The 18,750-nt window shown below is 34.0% G+C and carries 11 protein-coding genes and 1 other RNA gene; 5 read left to right on the top strand and 7 right to left on the bottom strand.

The annotated features are described in order from the left end of the window. Nucleotides 1-57: 57 nt before the first annotated feature. From F6K27_RS04850 to F6K27_RS04835, 4 genes are all read right to left on the bottom strand, one after another. Nucleotides 58-1,575: an NACHT domain-containing NTPase gene (locus F6K27_RS04850; RefSeq protein ID WP_287273547.1), complete on the bottom strand. Its 1,518-nt coding sequence runs from the start codon at nt 1,573-1,575 to the stop codon at nt 58-60. A gap of 224 nt (nt 1,576-1,799) precedes the next feature. Continuing rightward, nucleotides 1,800-2,126: a Uma2 family endonuclease gene (locus F6K27_RS04845; protein ID WP_287273549.1), complete on the bottom strand. Its 327-nt coding sequence runs from the start codon at nt 2,124-2,126 to the stop codon at nt 1,800-1,802. Nucleotides 2,127-2,407: 281 nt separating this feature from the next. Beyond that, complete coding sequence (locus F6K27_RS04840; RefSeq protein WP_287273551.1) at nt 2,408-2,929, bottom strand: FKBP-type peptidyl-prolyl cis-trans isomerase; 522 nt, start codon at nt 2,927-2,929, stop codon at nt 2,408-2,410. Nucleotides 2,930-3,383: 454 nt separating this feature from the next. Beyond that, nucleotides 3,384-3,710: a phasin family protein gene (locus F6K27_RS04835; RefSeq protein ID WP_202223014.1), complete on the bottom strand. Its 327-nt coding sequence runs from the start codon at nt 3,708-3,710 to the stop codon at nt 3,384-3,386. A 117-nt stretch (nt 3,711-3,827) separates the two neighbouring features. Between F6K27_RS04835 and F6K27_RS04830 the strand changes: the two genes are divergently transcribed. Then, nucleotides 3,828-4,181: a zinc ribbon domain-containing protein gene (locus F6K27_RS04830; RefSeq protein WP_287273555.1), complete on the top strand. Its 354-nt coding sequence runs from the start codon at nt 3,828-3,830 to the stop codon at nt 4,179-4,181. Nucleotides 4,182-4,961: 780 nt separating this feature from the next. Here the strand turns inward: F6K27_RS04830 and F6K27_RS04825 are convergent. Both F6K27_RS04825 and purD read right to left on the bottom strand, forming a co-directional pair. Further along, nucleotides 4,962-7,142, bottom strand: a complete 2,181-nt coding sequence (locus tag F6K27_RS04825; RefSeq protein WP_287273556.1) for an ATP-binding protein — start codon at nt 7,140-7,142, stop codon at nt 4,962-4,964. A 508-nt stretch (nt 7,143-7,650) separates the two neighbouring features. Beyond that, the gene (gene purD / locus F6K27_RS04820; RefSeq protein WP_287273558.1) at nt 7,651-8,928 is read right to left on the bottom strand and encodes a phosphoribosylamine--glycine ligase; all 1,278 of its coding nucleotides are present in this window, start codon (nt 8,926-8,928) and stop codon (nt 7,651-7,653) included. A gap of 854 nt (nt 8,929-9,782) precedes the next feature. Here purD and F6K27_RS04815 point away from each other — a divergent pair. After that, complete coding sequence (locus F6K27_RS04815) at nt 9,783-12,572, top strand: bifunctional serine/threonine-protein kinase/formylglycine-generating enzyme family protein (protein ID WP_287273560.1); 2,790 nt, start codon at nt 9,783-9,785, stop codon at nt 12,570-12,572. A gap of 524 nt (nt 12,573-13,096) precedes the next feature. Here F6K27_RS04815 and F6K27_RS04810 read toward each other — a convergent pair. Further along, nucleotides 13,097-14,287, bottom strand: coding sequence for a serine hydrolase (locus tag F6K27_RS04810; RefSeq protein ID WP_287273562.1), 1,191 nt, complete (start codon nt 14,285-14,287; stop codon nt 13,097-13,099). Between the two features lie 583 nt (nt 14,288-14,870). Between F6K27_RS04810 and F6K27_RS04805 the strand changes: the two genes are divergently transcribed. The 3 genes from F6K27_RS04805 (at nt 14,871) to ssrS (ending at nt 18,408) form a co-directional block, all read left to right on the top strand. Beyond that, complete coding sequence (locus tag F6K27_RS04805; protein ID WP_287273564.1) at nt 14,871-15,494, top strand: Uma2 family endonuclease; 624 nt, start codon at nt 14,871-14,873, stop codon at nt 15,492-15,494. Between the two features lie 1,122 nt (nt 15,495-16,616). Next, entirely contained in the window at nt 16,617-17,768 is a 1,152-nt protein-coding gene (locus F6K27_RS04800) for a 5-(carboxyamino)imidazole ribonucleotide synthase (RefSeq protein ID WP_287273566.1), read from the top strand. Between the two features lie 454 nt (nt 17,769-18,222). After that, a non-coding RNA gene (gene ssrS / locus F6K27_RS04795) (6S RNA) lies at nt 18,223-18,408 on the top strand. Nucleotides 18,409-18,750: the final 342 nt, after the last annotated feature.

Here is an 18,750-nt window from a genome sequence, read left to right as displayed (position 1 = left end):
CACTACGTTCGACAATTTCATCTAATATTTTTTGAGTATCTGTTTCAGGATTAAGATTCAGATCGGGTAAAACTTTCTGAATTTTTCTAAGACAATTTGATAATCTAAACTCAAGTCATCCTTTTGTTGTTTACTAGCATTATCCTGAGCAAATAAAGCTAAATGTTGTAACACTCTCCGCTTATGAGCGCTCTCTTTGTATTGATTAAAATTATTCTGCCATTGATTCAATAAAATATGAGTAGATTCTTGATAAAAATCTGACCGAGACTGAGGCAAAACAAAAGCAGGTTGAGTATAAAGATGAGCAACAATTGTCAACATTAAAGGATTTCTAGTTAACTCCATAATTAGAGGTCTATCTCTCAAAGTTTGTATGAGTTGATCGATAGATTTATCGGGTGGCATTTCAGATTTCCATGCTTCTAAAAAAAGTCGCATTTGTCTGTCGCTAAATTCTTTAATATCTAACGTTTTATCGACCGACTCAGCAAAATCATTGCGATAAACTGCTGCCCGACAAGTAATAATTGCTCGACATTTATCATGCTTATCTAATAAATCATTAATAGCTTGTACAACTTGAGAGCGAATCAAACTTTTCACTTCATCTAATCCATCAAATAACAGAAATAATTTTCCTTTTTCCAGACTTTGCTCGACAAAAGAATTAGCTTTAGGAAAATCATCCCTATCTAAAGCTTCTACTAATTTCTGTTTTAATACTTCCATATTGAGGGCAGAAATTTCTATTTCATTCAGGCGATATAACTCCAATAAAATCGGCACATATTCATTAGAGGAAGTTTTTAATTTTTCCCTCGCCCAAGAGAGAACTATATTTCTTAATAAAAGAGTTTTTCCAGCTCCAGGTTGCCCCTTAATAGCCAAACGATTATATTTTTTAATCTCAGAAAAATTAATTGGTTCATTATTAGCTTTTTCCAAGAATTGCAAATCCACATAAATTTCTTGCAGACTTAAAGGACGATTAGGACGAAAAGGAATTCTTAGTTGTTTGTGTTTATTAATGAGACCTTTTTTATAGCGTTTTAGAGAGTAATTCCAAAACAATTCAAAACCAGCAATTTGATTGTATAGCCATTTCCCAAAGGTATTAATGAAATGAGTTACCCAACCTTGTATAGCTTCCTTAAAAACTAACAGAATCAAAAGTGCTAAAGCAGCAAACCATCCCAAACCATAAAATAGATCGTCATTAATTTTTTCCCAGAGATTACTATCTTTTGCCTCCTTGAGTTTTGTGTATTCTTCCTCGTAAATTTTAGTAATTTCTCGAGTAGTTAAACCCACAGAATTTTTCTCATATAAATCAATCATTAACCTACTATCCATTGCCTTATCATTATCAACATGACGTTCGGCATAATCTTTAATTTCTTCAATTAAAACTTCTCGACTTTTAATAGTAGGTGTAGGTGTCTGAGTATAACTAGGTAATATCCAACTCCAACACAATACAATAGTTAAAGTTAGTAGAAACAAATTAATCGAAACCAGTCGGTTAAATTTGTGTCGAAAAAGTTGAATGTAAGATAAATTGAATTTAGGCATATCAAGTTAGAAGTCATAAATTAGAAGTCAGAAATTAAATTCTTACTTTGTTATTTTGATAAAACTAGAAAAAATATTCAACTGATAACTGATAACTGATAACTGATAACTGATAACTGATAACTGATTAAAGGGTCTATCAATATTCCTACTTCCGCTCCCAATTCTAAATACTTCTTTACTTTCTGTTTTTAAGGTTTAATTCTGTCACTTTGAGATTTAATTTATACTACTAAATCTGGCACTAATTCCCCAAAATAACGAACACTTTTTTTCAAACGTTGGGCACGAACAAAAGAAACATCAGGAACTTTTAAATTAGTATCTGAAAGAATAAAAGCACCACTAGAATCAAACAAACGTCCAAGACGACGTGGGTAAACCCAATTACCTAATAGTCTAATTAACTGAACACCAACTTCACTAGAAATAATATCTGACAGACCTGTGACTAATATCTTTCCTTCATCTAATTCTAATTGATAATCTAAACCTACTTGATTAAGAGTACCTTGCAGTATTTCTAAGTCTTTAACTGTGAGATTTGACATATAATTTTTAGGGATTAAAAGGAAGAAGGAAGAAAAAATAAATATTGAAGAAAAAAAGACAAAAATGATAGATATAGCTGTCGAAAATCAACTCGGTCAGCTCTTTTTAAATCTCCAATACTATGCACCACCACCCAGAAGTTAAATTCTTGTATAATAGGGAATAATAGAACATATAAAAGGGAACAGAGAAAAAGTCTCTATTCCCTACTAAAAATTATAATTGCTGATAGCTGATAGCTGAATGCTGTTTGCGCAGCAGTCCGCAGGAAATGCTTAATTTATCCAGCAATTCTCAATAATTCCACATCAAAAATCAGAGTAGCATTAGGAGGTATAACCCCACCAGCACCACTAGCGCCATACCCTAATTCTGGTGGAATAGTAAACTTACGCCGTTCACCAACTTTCATACTCGCTACCCCTTCATCCCAACCTTTAATAACTCGACCTACCCCAACCTGAAATTGGAAAGGTTGATTGCGATCGCGAGAACTATCAAACTTAGAACCATCCTCTAAAGTTCCAGTGTAGTGAACCACAACTGTTTGACCTTTTTGAGGAGTCGCGCCATCTCCTTCTTTCAAGACCACATACTGAAGACCAGATTCAGTAGTAATAGTTTCTTCGTTATTTTCAGTCATAATATTTTCTGCCACTTGTTCCTGAACTTCAGTAGAATTTATAGTACTTGGTGTATTTTGAGAAGCAACTGCCCCTTTTTCCGAACCCGTGATTTGAGCAACAATCAAAACTAAACCACAGAATATTACTACTGCCAGACTAATAATAATTCCTCGCAAAATTAATCCTCCTAATTTAAGTTAAAAGTCAAAAACTCTCAGTTGAAGTTTCAATTATAGCTACTGTCGCTACGCGGAAGTTAAAAGTCAAAAGTTAAAAGTCAAAAGTACTGATTTGTAGTTGTTTTAGAATTTTTTAACTGGTCAGTTATTTCCGCCATCCTGCACTACTATATTCTGAAGCTAAATTTAGTAAAAGTACAGTCAAATATAGGCAGATTTAATTCCATTTCACCCCTCTCAAATTTAGTCCATGCTGCGAATCTAAATTCAGACTTCTATAGTCATTCCAGTTAAGATTGAGACAAGGTTTTCTTGCCTTGAAAGGGTTTCAGCTAAAAAAGTTTCCCAGTCTTATTCAGAATGACTATAACTTCTAACTTTTAACTTTTGACTTAATCTTGCGAATCTAAATTCAGACTTCTAACTTCTAACTTTTGACTTTTGACTTCACCTATCGCCAGTTGCGATTTTCTAAATCTCGGATCTGACGCTCCAAACGGTCCAAACGACCCCGTAGTTCGTCCAATTCAGATTGACGAGGAACACCTATATCCTGCATGACATTCCGCATTTGTCGCTGCATCTGAGTTTCCCAGTTTCCCTGCTCTGACCTAAGTTGCTGCATTATATCATCAACGAAAGTTTTAGCTTGGTCTGGGTTGATAGTACCATCTTTAACCCATTGGTTAGTGACTTCCTGTATTTTTTCGGCCACTAGGGAAGTTGTACCAATGCCTATCATTAAAAGTTGTTTAAGTAGATTTTCAGTATTATTCATATTTTTTTCCTATTTCTATATTTTAGGTATAAAGGAGCAACTAACTGAGAATTAAGCTACAAATTTAAACTGTAGATTAAAAAAGTTGTTGAATTTAATATATCTAGCATAATCAAAATGTCAAATTGTCCTCGTTGTCATCAACCAATTGATAGTCAGGCGATCGCTTGTCCGCATTGTCGAGTTTCTCTTAAAGCTTTTGGTCATCCAGGAATTCCTATTTATCACACTCAAACAGAAGAATATTTGTGTAATAGCTGTATCTACCATTTTGATGATACCTGTAATTTTCCTCAACGTCCCTATGCTAAAAATTGTACTCTTTATCACGACCAATCCGAACCCCTTGTACCTCCTACTAATTTTAATCGTATTAGTTGGTTTGGAACTGTCAAATTTTGGCTTCAAAGAAATACTATTTGGTGGTTATTGTTAAGTTTAGTTCTTATCAGTTTGATAATTTCTTTTTGAAATTCCCAGCAGCTATTTCTGAGGAGGTCATTTCAGTTATCAGTTATCAGTACCTCTGCCTGTTTGCGCAGCATTCCGCAGGAAAGTCAGAGGCTTGAAATATTGAACTTTATTTTTTTTTATCCCCTTGTAGAGCGGTAGCTCGTGGCGCAACCAAGGGGAGGCTTCAGACTTTATTTTTTAGTAAGTAATCAAAAAAAATTACAAATTTATTTGATATGTAGTACAACAGTTTTTTAGGTGCATCTCAGTTTTGAAGAAAACCAAAAATTTATCGCTTTTAGGGAATAGGGAATAGGGAATAGGGAATAGGAAAAAAGTATTTTTGTAAATATGAGATGCACCCTCAAAAACTGGTAAATCAAACCAGAAAATTGTACCCAGTATATATAGTAATCTTGAATAATTTTTCAGTTATTACTCAATAGATAAAAATTTTTCAACCCTGATTCCTGTTACCTAATTCTGGAGTTGAGTTACATCTAAATAATTAATTTTTTTCTGATACTATATCTGGGTCAAAAACTGGTATAGCAGTGGAAAGAAAGGTTAGAAGATATCCAAAGCTTAAAACTCAGACAACGTAAATTTTTTCCTTCCTCCTTCTTCCTTCTTCCTTCTTCCTTCTTCCTTCGTAATAATTATTTTTTTTCTGATACTATATCTGGGTCAAAAACTGGTATAGCAGTGGAAAGAAAGGTTAGAAGATATCCAAAACTTAAAACTCATAAAACGTAATATTTTTCCCTCTTCCTTCTTCCCTCTTCCTTCTTCCTTCTTCTAAAGTTGAGTTACATCTAATAATTGACTTTCTTCTGATACTATATTTTGCTCAAAAACTGGTAAATCAAACCAGAAAGTTGTACCCACACCAAGTTCACTAACTAACTGAACCTTACTATGATGCTTATCCATAATATTCCTGACAATAGACAAACCCAAACCAGTTCCTTCCAAAGTATGAACTCGATTTTCTACTCGGAAAAACCTCTCAAAAATAGCCTCTTGGTCTTCAGGTTCAATACCACTTCCTGTATCTGAAATTTCAACTCTGACAAACTTTTGACAACTTGGTTCTGAAGGTAAATGTAAATCTATTGGTCGAGGAGGAGGAGGAGAAACTATCCATCCTCCCTCTTCAATTTGTTGAGCTTCAATATTGCAAACTTCTGAGTCAGATTCTAATGTATACGCTCGAATCATTATCCTTCCCCCTGGTTCAGTAAATTTCATACCATTACCGACTAAATTAGCAAATACTTGTAATAACAAATCGTAATGACCTACTACAGAAGGCAAGTTAGGTTCTATCTCATAATTTAACTCTATTTCCTTATCTTTAGCATTAAGTTGATAAGTCCTTAAAGTTTGTTCTATAGGTTGAGCAATATCAACAGCATCTAGATGATAAATATGACAAGATTCCAAACGACTCAAATCTAAAACATCATTAACTAAACGAGTCAAACGGTCTGTTTCGTGATTAGCAGTTTCCAGAAATTCCCCTCTTTCTGTTTCACTTAAATCTTCCCCATATTCATACAAAGTTTCAATAAAAGATTTAATATTAAACAGAGGAGTTCTTAACTCGTGAGACACATTACTAATAAACTGACTTTTAGCTTCATTTAACTCTACTTCGCGAGTAATATCTTGTACAGTCATCGCAATTCCTTTCAGACTATCTCGGTACTGAGAATTTAAACCTTTTTCTAATTTATGCTTATAAAGAGTACATTCAACAACTTCAGGACGTTCAGTAGAATTACAAGTCTCATCTGTCTCATAAATACAACTTTTACAAAGAGATTCATTACCTGCTGCTCTATTTAATAAAACCGTTGTTAATAACACTCTAATTGTACGTTTATTTGGTTCATCCAAAGTACAACAATATTCACCACCTTCTATTTCTCCTCCAGCTATTTGATAAAGCGGTCTACTAATCTCCATTTGTACAGCTACAGGCAAATAATCAATAACATTTTCACCCACAACATTTTTGCCTTCCCAACTAAAAATTCGCCTAGCAGTAGAATTAACTAACATAAGTTGTAAATTAGCATCCAACAATAAAGCACCATCAGCAATAGTCGAAACCAAAGTCTCCAACTTAGCTTTTTCTGCTCTTAATTCTTCAATATTTTGCTTCTTATAATTTTCTAACTGCTCTGCCATTTCATTAAAGCTAAAAATCAGTTCCCCTAACTCTCCTCCAAATGGTAAATCAATCCTTTGCTTAAAATTTCCCTGAGCAATATTTCTCACACCTTCTGATAATTCCTTAACGGGTTTAGTAATAATCAAAGCATTAAATACTGCCCCTAAAATTACCATTGCCCAAATCGAAACAAACACTGCCAAAGTAACATCTCTAGTAAGATTTGAAGAAATAACAGCAGTAGGATTAGGATTAATTCCTATTGCCAAAACTCCTAAATATTTACCTTCTTGAATTAAAGGCACAAAAACATCTGTTAATTCTCCATTCGGAGTTAAATGTTGTCGCACCATCGGTAGGACAGACAAATTTCCTGCCTCTACATTGGCCATAAAATCTTCTGGTAGTTGAATGCGACGGCGTAAAGTCAGGGACGTCTTTACCTCTGATTCTGAGAAAGGCAGACCAAGGAAAATTTTTCCTTCCTCATCGGCGTAGAGCATATAACGAACACTAGAGGTGCTGCTGTAGAAAAGTCGAGAAAAACGCGCTACTTCGTTGCGATCGCCTTCTGCCACTAGAGGAGCGACATTTGCAGCCAATAATAGTCCCAGGTCTCGACCATAGCGAGTATCATTGAGGCGAGCATCCTGTTGAATAGTATTTACCGCCCAAAAAGAAAAACTACTCATTAGCAAAGACACCATCAGGGTAACTACTGCCATGAGTTTGGTCTGGAGGGTAAACTCAGACCACCAGTTAGCGATAATTTCTCCGATTTTTTTTAGGAGGGCAAGCATTTTTTTAAGTCAAAAGTTTAAATAAAGTCAAAAGTCAAAAGTCAAAAGTCAAAAGTTTAAATAAAGTTATAAAGTTAAAGGTCAAAATTTATTAGGCATTTTTGACTATATTATTAATTAGGATAACTAAAAATTCTTGAAAACTGAGATTTATTTTATTTATATTTTGATTTGCCGAGTGCATCTCAATATTTGCAAAAATACTTTATTTGCAAAAATACTTTTTTCCTATATATTCCCTATTCCCTATACCCTTTTGCCTAAAAGCAATAAATTTTTGGCTTTATTCAAAATTGATATCCACCCGATTTACCGAATAATTAATAATTAATAATTAAATAATTATGGTTTAAAGCTTCCCCTTTTAAGAGGAAAAAAGCGGTCGAGGGATGGATGGGTTTCCTAAGCATATCCAATCGACCAAGAGAAGAAATAATATTTCCTTATATTCAATTCCGTAACGGTTAAAATCCAAAGTAATTATCAATTATCCATTATCAATTATCCATTAATAAACAGACCTAAAAACCCGACTACCTATATCCCGCCGATAATAAATTTGGTCAAACTCTATAGAATCTACACCATTGTAAACTTTTGTCCTAGCTTCAGAAAAGTCAGATCCTATTGCTGTTACTCCCAATACACGGCCACCATCGGTGACTAACTGTTGTTCCTGTAATTTAGTTCCGGCATGAAATACAGTTACTCCAGTAGCTTCAGCTTTTTCTATTCCAGAAATTACTTTACCTTTCTCATAAACCTCTGGATAACCCCCGGAGGCTAAAACTACGCACACTGCTACTCCTGGTTTCCAATTTATCGGAGGCAACTCAGCTAAACGCTGTTCACAACAGGCCAAAAATAACTCTTCCAATGGAGTTTCTAGCAGAGAAAGAATAGATTGAGTTTCTGGATCGCCGAACCGACAATTAAATTCTAAGACTTTTGGCTCTCCTGTAGGACTAATCATTAATCCAGCATAAACAATGCCTCGGTAGTCAATACCACGTTTTTGTAAATTAGTCAAAGTTGGTTCTAGAACTTCTTGTTGAATTCTGGTCATTAGTTCTGGTGTAATGATGGGAGTGGGAGCATAAGCGCCCATACCTCCAGTGTTGAGTCCGGTATCTCCTTCACCCACTTGTTTATGGTCTTGAGCTGGCAATAGGGGACGAATAGTTAATCCATCAGTGAGGGCTAAAACCGATACTTCTTGACCTGTGAGAAACTCTTCGATTATCACAGACTGGGTATCTGGCTCGAATTCTCCTTGAAAGATGGCATCTATGGCATGATGAGCCATTTCAATTGTAGTGGCGACGGTAACTCCTTTTCCTGCAGCTAGACCATCTGCTTTAACCACTATGGGAACTTCTTTGATGTAAGCTTTGGCAGTTTCGGCACTGGTAAAGGTGGCTGATTTGGCCGTGGGAATATTTGCTTCGGCCATGAAATCTTTAGCCCATGATTTACTAGCTTCGAGGATTGCTCCTGCTTTTGTGGGGCCGAATATTTTGAGGTTTGGTTGTTGTAGATAGTCAGTAATGCCCAGGGCTAAGGGTATTTCTGGGCCAACAACTACGAGAGAGATGTTTTGGTCAGCAATGAGTTGTTTGAGGGCTGGGAAGTCTTCAACTGGGATGGGTATATTTTGGCATTTTTGCAAGGTGGCAGTACCGCCGTTACCTGGGGTACAAAATATTTGTTGAACTTGGGGAGAGTGGGATAATTTCCAGGCGATCGCGTGTTCTCTACCACCGTTACCTACTATTAATATTTTCACGTTTTTTAAGTTAAGAAGGAAGAAGTAAGAAGGAAGAAGTAAAAAGTAAGAATACTTTAGTTATCTAAGAGAGAATACTTTATGCTAAATCCGATTTAGAAAAGTTGATTATAGATATCTATGTTATGCCTTACCCTATAATCAGTCTATAATAACCAGATTTGTTATTAGTTATCAAGAAGAGAAAGTTAAATTTTAAATAAAGTATCAAAGTCTGACTAAAAATAAGGATAGGTAGTTAAGTTGATATAGTAAAGATTGCTTGTTGAGATGAGTTGGTTAATATGAGTGATAATTTTCAATTACTTAAAAGTGATAATGATATTTTTTTCTTTGAGAAAGACATATTTACAGTTGTTAGATTTAAGGAACTATGTTCTGAACAACTCAGATGAATCTGAATCACCATTAGATGATATTCATCAAAATGAAAGCTATAAAAAAAAATGTAAAAATTATTTTATCTGAGAAACAGAACATTATTAAACCAAGCTAAAAAAGTCATAAATTATTTTATTTGTTGACCGATATTTTGGAAAATTTTAAGTTATAAAAGCTTCAACATAAGTCAAAGCAATATTTGAAATTTACGACGAAAATTTATGCCACATATTAGCTATGTAGCTTGCTGAATTAAAGCATGAAAATACCCAGCGTTGAACTAGATAAAAATTAGTAGCTACTCGGGCAAATGTTAGATTTTTTGATTTTATACTAATTTTTTCAGTGAAGTAATGACAGAAAAATTTGTTAAAACTCTAGAAAAAATCCTCCCCTTTTAAGGAGATAAAAATAATAAACTTCAATATTTCAAGCCTCTCTATTACACGAACTACTGATAACTGATAACTGAAATGACTCAATGCTTAAATCCTAATTGTTTAAAATCAAATCCACCAGAAACAAAATTATGCCAAAGCTGCAATGAAAAATTAGTTTTAGTCGAACGTTATCGCGCCCTAAAAATTATTGGACGGGGTGGTTTTGGTCGAACTTTTCAAGCCGTCGATGAATTTAAACCCTCAAAACCTTTTTGTGTAATTAAACAATTTTTACCTCAATTACAAAGAACAGAAAATTTATCAAAAGCTGTTCTATTATTTGCTCAAGAAGCTGAACGTTTAGATACTCTAGGTAGACATCCACAGATTCCCGAACTTTTGGCCTATTTCACCCAAGATAACCGACAGTATTTAGTACAAGAATTTATCGACGGGCAAAATTTACAACAGGAATTAAAAGAGTCAGGAGCTTTTGATGAAAGACAAATTTTGGAGTTGTTAAAAAGTTTATTGCCCGTATTGGAATTTATTCATTCTCAACAGGTAATTCATCGAGATATTAAACCAGAGAATATTATTAGGAGAAAAAATAATAATCAATTTTATCCAGTGCGAGCTTCTAGCTCGCCAGATAAAATTAATCCAGTGGGAGCTTCTAGCTCGCCAGAGAATAATATTATATTAGTAGATTTTGGCATAGCAAAATTTGTGACAAAGAAGGCTTTAGCTGTAACAGGAACTATTATTGGTTCTGAAGGATATGCTCCTCCCGAACAAGCAATTGGAAAAGCGACATTTTCTAGCGATATTTATAGTTTGGGCGTAACTTGTATTCATTTATTAACTGAAGTCGAACCTTTTAAGTTATTTGACGTGGGTGAAGATAAGTGGATATGGCGAAATTATTTAAAGTCGAGGGTGAGTGATGAAGTAGGAAATTTGTTGGATAAAATGATTGTCAGGGCGACTAACAAAAGATTTCAAAATCCAGGAGAAATCTTGTCTCTGATTAATCAGACTTATCCAACAGAAAAAAAGTTTACCCCTCCACCACAAAAATCTCAAAAATTAACAGCACCACCCATTATTAATGAAACTTCTCCACCACAAACATTTCTCAAATCGATACCAGAATCAGAAATAGGAGAAATATTTACTTTTGAATTCCTAACTGTCAATAATTTTGGCAAAATAATCAGTCGTACTCCCGGTAATGCCAGACAAAAAATAGAAGATTTAGGTAATGGTATTAAATTAGAAATGGTTTATATTCCTGGGGGAAGTTTTCTCATGGGTTCCCCAGAAAAAGAGGTTGAAAGACTTAATAGTGAAAGTCCTCAACATCAGGTTACTCTCCAACCTTTTTATATGAGTAAATACCCTATTACTCAAAACCAATATCAAGCAATTATGGGAGAAAATCCTTCTAACTTTAAAGGAGGAAACCATCCAGTAGAAAAAGTGACATGGCATAACACCAAAGATTTCTGTCAAAGACTTTCTGAAAAAACTGGGAAAATTTATAGACTACCCAGCGAGAGTCAGTGGGAATATGCTTGTCGTGCAGGTACAACTACTCCTTTTTATTTTGGAGAAACGATAACGTCTGAGTTAGCTAACTACAACGGTAACTATATTTATGGCAAAGCTCCTAAAAGTAAACATTTAGAAAAAACAACCGAAGTGGGAATTTTTCCTCCCAATGCTTTTGGTTTATATGATATGCACGGCAATGTCTGGGAATGGTGTCTAGATATTTGGCACAATAACTATAATGGTGCGCCTACTGATGGAAGTCCCTGGGAAAGTGAAGGAGATAGTAGTCAACGACTTCTTCGTGGTGGCTGTTGGAACATACATCCTAGATTTTGTCGGAGTGCCCGTCGTATCAGAAATAATGCTGACTACTATGGCAGTTACTGGGGTTTCCGCCTTCTCCTATTGCCTGATTTTCAGCAAAAGTTTCAAAATACAGCAGAAATATCGTTAGTTATTAACCAGACTCTTCCACCACAAACGTTTCTCAAATCAATACCAGAATCAGAAATAGGAGAAATATTTACTTTTGAGATAGTTACTGTTAACAACTCTGGCAAAATAATCAACCGTACTCCTGGTAGTGCCAGACAAAAAATAGAAGATTTAGGTAATGGCATTAAATTAGAAATGGTTTATATTCCTGGGGGAAGTTTTATTATGGGTTCGCCAGAAAATGAGCTACACAGATATGATGCAGAAAGCCCTCAGCATCAAGTAATCCTAAAACCTTTTTATATGAGTAAATACCCCATTACTCAAAACCAATATTTAGCCATTATGGGAAAAAATCCTTCTGACTTTAAAGGAGAAAACTGTCCAGTAGAAAGAGTAACATGGCATAATGCCAAAGAGTTCTGTCAAAAGCTGTCTGAGAAAACTGGGAGAATTTACAGGCTGCCCAGTGAGAGTCAGTGGGAATATGCTTGTCGTGCAGGTACAACTACTCCTTTCTATTTTGGAGAAACGATAACGTCTGAGTTAGCTAACTACAATGGCAACTATGCTTATGGCAAAGCTCCTCAAAGTAAGTATCGACAAAAAACAACTGATGTGGGAATTTTTCCTGCCAATGCTTTTGGTTTATACGATATGCATGGAAATGTCTGGGAATGGTGTCTAGATATTTGGCACAATAACTATAATGGTGCGCCTACTGACGGAAATACTTGGGAAAGTCCAGGGAACAGTAATAAACGAGTGCTTCGTGGTGGTTGTTGGTGCAACCTTACTAGGAGTTGTCGGAGTGCCTGTCGCCATAGCTTCTATAGCTATGAACGTAATTCTCGGGCCGGTTTTCGTATTGTTTGTTTACCTGGTGTTTAGTTTCCTGTTTTTCCCTCTTTAATATTCTCGCCTCAGCTTAAAGATTGAATCATTTTTAAATATCTGTACCACAAAATAGCTAATTAATCAACCTACCGAAAAATGAGGAAAGAAAAATTAGTTATTCATAGTAAAGGAAATCAAGAGCGATCGCCTCCCAAAACAACGAAATCATAGGCATTTTCAGCTTTAAAATTCGCTATAGTCATAAAATACCTATTGATTATATCACTACCTATAATATTACAAAATTGAGCAAAAGAGCTAAAAAGATTGAAATTTCGTGAATTGATAGAAAAAATGTTTCTCCTTTTTTGTCAGAGATTAATGACAAAGTTTAAAATTTTCAAACTAAAAACTAAAACCTATAACTAAAAATTAAAACCCACATAATTTGAGATTGTTAAATTAGGGAAGCTATAAATAAAGCATTATAGTCAAGCTTATATTTGCCCACCAAACAAATTGAGAATAAATAATCAGAATTAATTCGTTGAATTTCTCAGGTCAACCTAACCCCTATTTCAAAAATCTAACTCATCAGCGATCGCGCGAAATAAAGCAACAGTTTCCACATCATCAATACTCCTCAAAATATTATTGCTAGAACCAGTTTTTACCCCAACAAAATTATTTTCTGGATTAATATAAATATATTGTCCCCAAGCACCAGTCGCACAATAATCACCATTTGAACCTTCAGGAATCCACCAATGATATTGATAACCCCACTTAAAATAAAGCTGATCTGTCGCCCCTGGTTGTAAGTGAGGAGTATCAGGAATTGTTGACTCCTTTACCCAACTTTTAGGAATAATTTGTTGTCCGTTAAAATACCCATTATGTAAATAAACTAAAGCAAATTTTGCATAATCTCTCAAAGTACAATTCATCCCACAAAAAGTTACTTCAGTTCCATAATTATCAGTTAACCAATAAGCATCTGATTCTGCTCCCATTGGTTGCCATAATTTCTTTTCTAAATAACTGACAATATCTTGCCCAGTAACTCGCCTCAACAATAAACCTAATATCTGAGTATTCAAACTGATATATTCAAAGTAATTACCTGATGGTTCTTTAGCAGGATAATTTAAAATCACCTTCTCCATCGGTCGCATATACAAAAATAATTTATACAAAAGTTTATTAATATCAGAATTATCATCTTCGTAGGCTTCACTAAAATTTATTCCAGAAGACATTTGTAGAATATGCTTAATTGGTACATTGTTATATCCAGATGCTTTTAACTCTGGCATATATTTAGTAATTGAGTCATCAATACTGTGAATATAACCATCATTAATCGCAATACCTATTAAGGCAGAAATAAAACTCTTTGCCACTGACCAAGAAGTTTTTTTATCATTTTTTGTATAACCTTGAGAATATTTTTCATAAACAATTACATCATTTTTAACTATTAAAAATCCTGTATTGCCTGTGCGTTGTAAAAAGTCTTTCATTGTCCGAGTTTCACCCTGAAATTGATAGGATGTATTCAGATCGTATAAATTTTCCTGAAAATTATAGGGTTTAGTAGAACGATAAATAATTTTACTGGGAAAAACCCGGTCCATATTACGGAAATTATTTACCCTTTTATCATCATCAAACATAGTTATTTTTGGTTCAAGATAAAAGCGCCAAATAATTAAGCTAGTCGCAATTAGAGGCACAATAAAAATCAGGATAAAATTGATAATGTTCATAGTTATTAACTGAAATATAGCATTTCTCAAGTTACTGAGGTAAAGTTGTTTTTCTTGTTTTCTATTCCTTACTCCCTACTCCCTACTCCCTATCTAGATAAAAGCGCTAAATAATTAAGCTAGTCGCAATTAGAGGCACAATAAAAATTAGGATAAAGTTGATAATGTTCATATAGCAATCAGGAATTAGTTGTGAGAATTGAGATGTTCCTTAAAAGTATAGAATATAGCAATTATTATATTCATATGATATGTTTTTTATTCTTCTCTGTTCCCTGTTCCCTGTTCCCTAAAAGTTTTCAATATCTAACAACTCAAATCATATTGCTATAGTTATTAACTGAAATGTAGATAGAGATACTTCTGAAGTAAGGTTAAGGGTTTTCCTCCGGAATGCTCCGCAAATATGTCGGCGACAGCCGAAAACGTTATTCATGTTATCATCGGTGGATAAAATTGACTAGGGATTAACAAATGCCGGATGATTTAGTACCATTTCTTATCGGTATAAGTATTTTGATTTTTTATCTAGTATTCTCAGCTATGACTGAAATGGGAACAAAATGGTTTGATAGGAAAAAAAATGATTAATACTGTTGCTCTAACTCTTCCTGAAAAAAGAATTGTTTTCTATAACTTGAATTGGCATAAATACCAAAAAATTCTTGAAGCTCTGGGAGAAAATCGCAATGCCAGAATTATATATGACCAAGGAATATTGGAAATTACTATGCCTCTGGAAGAACATGAATTTGCTAGAGAAATAATTGGTTTATTTATCAGAATTTTAGTTTTTGAAATGGGTTTAAAAATTAAAACTTTAGGTTCGACGACTTTGAATTATCCACAGTTAGACAGAGGTGCAGAACCTGACAATTGTTATTACATTCAAAATCAATCAAAGGTGGCAGGAAAAAAAATTGATTTAACTGAAGATCCTCCGCCTGATTTAGTAGTAGAAGTTGATATTACTCATACCGATATTAATAAAGTTAATCTTTATGCGAGCATGGGAATCTCAGAATTTTGGCGTTATAACGGAGAAGTTTTACTAATTTATAAACTGCAAAATAAAAAATATGTTGAAGTTGAAACTAGCCCTACATTTCCTAAGATTGAAAAAGCAATATTTTATGAGTTTATTGAACAATCAAAACTAGATGAAGTAGAAGCAGAAAAAAAATTAAGAGCTGATTTAAGTAATTAATAATTAATAATTAATAATGACTAATTAGGTAGGTGAGCAGAAATAAACACAATATTAGAGGGCGGGTTTTTAGCACTCGAGCGTGCTTAAGTCAAAGCTTTCGTTTTGGTTAAATCCGCTCATACAATTTTTTTAACGTTTAATTAGACTTACCTACTTAATAATTACCGAAAAATCGTGGTCTAAAGCCTCCCTTTTTAAGGGGATAAAAAAAGAAAATACGGAATTTTCTTGCTTCCTTATTACAGAGGCGCTGTTAACTGATAACTGAAATTACCTCTCCTAAAAACTGATAGGACTGGCGAACAGGATTTTTTTTGTTTTAAAGAAGAGGCTTTAAACCTTAATTATTCGGTAACTGAAAGAAGGTAAAAGTTATAACAGGGAACACTTAATTGGGAACAGCGGAAAAAACATTATCTAGTCTAAGATTCATCATTCATCATCAGCATAAATCTTAACAGCTTTGGCTATTGCTATATCTGAGATTTAAAATTTAAAACTTGAAGCTAGTGGGAATTAGTTGTTAATTGAAAAAAAGTAAAAATTATCTAAAATTTAAAATTTAAAACTTGAAGCTAGTGGGAATTAGTTGTTAATTGAAAAAAAGTAAAAATTATCTAAAATTTAAAATTTAAAACTTGAAGCTAGTGGGAATCAGTTGTTAATTGAAAAAAAGTAAAAATTATCTAAAATTTAAAATTTAAAACTTGAAGCTAGTGGGAATCAGTTATTAACTATTAGGTAAAAAAGAGTAAAAGTTATCTAAAAGTTTCTTGAAAATTATTGTTCAACTTACGAAATTAATTTGTAATGTTTTATAGCTTCCTATTTTGTATGTAGCGTTTCCCAAGTTACTGAGGTACAGTTGTTTTTGTTCTTTTCTATTCCCTACTCCCGATTTCCTAAAGATATTTTTGCCCGCAACTGAAATAGAATTGCTATAGATTAATAAAACTGATAAAAACTATTTTTATTTTGTTATAGCAGTCGAAGCAAAGGGCGCGGACATATCAAAAGCTGAAAACTCAGACAACGCAATATTTTTCCTTCTTCCTTCTTTCTTTTTCCTTCTTTCTTCTGCTATAAAATACAAAAGTTGAAACTGAATTTGTAATAAAAATGAATAGTACTGAAAAGGCAAAAAAATACCAAAACAAAATTCAGCGAGTGGGTGTCATTGGTGGAGGTCAGTTGGCATGGATGATGGCGGATGCTGCTAAAAAATTGGGAGTAGATTTAATTATTCAAACTCCTGAAAAAGATGACCCGGCAGTATCTATAGCAAAAGATACTATTTTGGCAGAAATTGATGATGCTCGGGCAACTGCTCAGTTAGCAAATAGTTGTGATGTGATTACTTTTGAAAATGAATTTATTAATATAGATGAGTTGTCGCTTCTGAGTAAAAAAAATGTAATTTTTCGTCCTAATTTATCTGTGTTAAAGCCCTTATTAGATAAATATCAACAGTTGTGTTATTTACGAGATTTAGGTTTACCTGTTCCCCAATTTTGGGAGTGGGAAACAGAAGCTGAAGCAATAAAATTTCCTCTAGTATTAAAAGCACGTCGTCATGGTTATGATGGTCATGGTATTTCTGTTATTCAAGATATTAATAGTTTAAAATATCAGAGAAATTCAAATATTTTCATTCAAGAATTTATCCCTTTTGACCGGGAAGTTGCAATTATTGCTGCTCGTTCAGTGACTGGTGAAATTAAAGTTTACCCAGTAGTAGAAACACAACAAGAAAATCAGGTTTGTCGGCGGGTTTTTGTATGTGATGAAAATTTAGAATTAGTCAAAGAAATTCAAGCGATCGCTCAAACTCTCCTCAATAGTTTAGAAGTTGTGGGAGTATTTGGTATTGAATTATTTATTACTAAAAATCAAACAATTTTAATTAATGAAATTGCTCCGAGAACTCATAACTCTGGTCATTACACTTTGGATGCTTGTGAGACTTCTCAATTTGAACAACATCTACGGGCAGTTTGTGGTCTACCTCTGGGTAGTACCGCTCTTAAGTCTAGGGGTGCGGTGATGGTGAATTTGTTGGGTTATGAATTTGCGGTAAATGACTACTTGACAAAACGGCAACAATTAGCTCAGATTCCTAATGCTTCAGTTTGGTGGTATGGCAAAACAGAATCTCGTCCAGGACGAAAGTTGGGTCATGTAACAGTATTGGTGCATAAGGAAAATTCCACCAAGTGCCGTCAGAAAGCTGAGGCGATCGCCCACAAAATTGAAAGTATCTGGCAGAGTTAACGAAGTCAGAAGTCAGAAGTCAGAAGTCAGAAGTTAACCCACCCCTAACCCCTCCCAGGAGGGGAAGTAGGGGATGTGTGAGCAACTCTCCAAAAATATTTCGACTTAGAAGGCGGAGTTTTATACCAATTTGATAAATGTTTGCTACATTTTATTGAGAGGGGGAGTAGGGAAGTGAGAGAGTAGGGGAGAGGTAAAAATAAGAATAATTAACAATAACTGGCTAATAATTATCAAAAAAAATATTCAGTCTGTGTTAATTACTTAATAATTGAAGTGTCACTTAAATATAGCATTCTTTTTTGACGCTTGGTATTAGACCCACATGATTTTGATAAAAATTAAGTGTCAAGGCTCCAATTTATGACTTTTAACTTTTGACTTTTAATTTTTGACTTTTGAGTTTCCTGATAGGGGGTGACATTCAAAAAATAATCGCTATAATAGTTTCTAGGTTCTACTGCGACGTTGGTGACTGCCAAAAATGTTTTTTTGACCTACAAATCAAAAAACATCGGGACCTAGATGTTTGAGTGGCAGTAAACTGAGCTTGCACTCAGAAACTTTAAACTTGAGCCGAGGAACCCACCTGGTATTATCCAGGTCAAAAGCTGAGGTAAGACGGCGTTGCGGTGAACTATTTTTTTTGTGAGCAGGATATAGAAAGGTATTGCCAAAAAATTAAGCTGGGCAATGGTTATCCTAAGGCCAATAATTCTGTAATTTACAAGAAAACTTGCAGCAAGAGTTATGCTCAATACTTGATAAGGTAGCGAAACAAAAAGTTACTTATTAAAGTGGCAAACCAAATAATTTATAAAGTTAAAAATTTAAAATAAAAAGCTAATAAACTAGGGCAAAATCAAAATAATAAATAGAGGAAAAATATTGTAGTTAATTAGGAAGTATACTCGTTAAGTGGCATCATAATTAGAAGAAGTTCCTCTAAACTAAACCAATAGTCTTAAAAACTTAGGGATAG

Origin of the sequence: Okeania sp. SIO2F5 (assembly GCF_010692685.1) — a bacterium.
GTDB classification, from domain to species: Bacteria; Cyanobacteriota; Cyanobacteriia; order Cyanobacteriales; family Microcoleaceae; genus Okeania; species Okeania hirsuta.
This window is presented reverse-complemented; position numbering and strand designations above follow the sequence as displayed.

Coding starts and splice junctions, on each gene's coding strand:
- F6K27_RS04850 (WP_287273547.1), bottom strand. CDS start 1,575: ATGCCTAAATTCAATTTATCTTACATTCAACTTTTTCGACACAAATTT.
- F6K27_RS04845 (WP_287273549.1), bottom strand. CDS start 2,126: ATGTCAAATCTCACAGTTAAAGACTTAGAAATACTGCAAGGTACTCTT.
- F6K27_RS04835 (WP_202223014.1), bottom strand. CDS start 3,710: ATGAATAATACTGAAAATCTACTTAAACAACTTTTAATGATAGGCATT.
- F6K27_RS04830 (WP_287273555.1), top strand. CDS start 3,828: ATGTCAAATTGTCCTCGTTGTCATCAACCAATTGATAGTCAGGCGATC.
- F6K27_RS04825 (WP_287273556.1), bottom strand. CDS start 7,142: ATGCTTGCCCTCCTAAAAAAAATCGGAGAAATTATCGCTAACTGGTGG.
- F6K27_RS04815 (WP_287273560.1), top strand. CDS start 9,783: ATGACTCAATGCTTAAATCCTAATTGTTTAAAATCAAATCCACCAGAA.
- F6K27_RS04810 (WP_287273562.1), bottom strand. CDS start 14,287: ATGAACATTATCAATTTTATCCTGATTTTTATTGTGCCTCTAATTGCG.
- F6K27_RS04805 (WP_287273564.1), top strand. CDS start 14,871: ATGATTAATACTGTTGCTCTAACTCTTCCTGAAAAAAGAATTGTTTTC.
- F6K27_RS04800 (WP_287273566.1), top strand. CDS start 16,617: ATGAATAGTACTGAAAAGGCAAAAAAATACCAAAACAAAATTCAGCGA.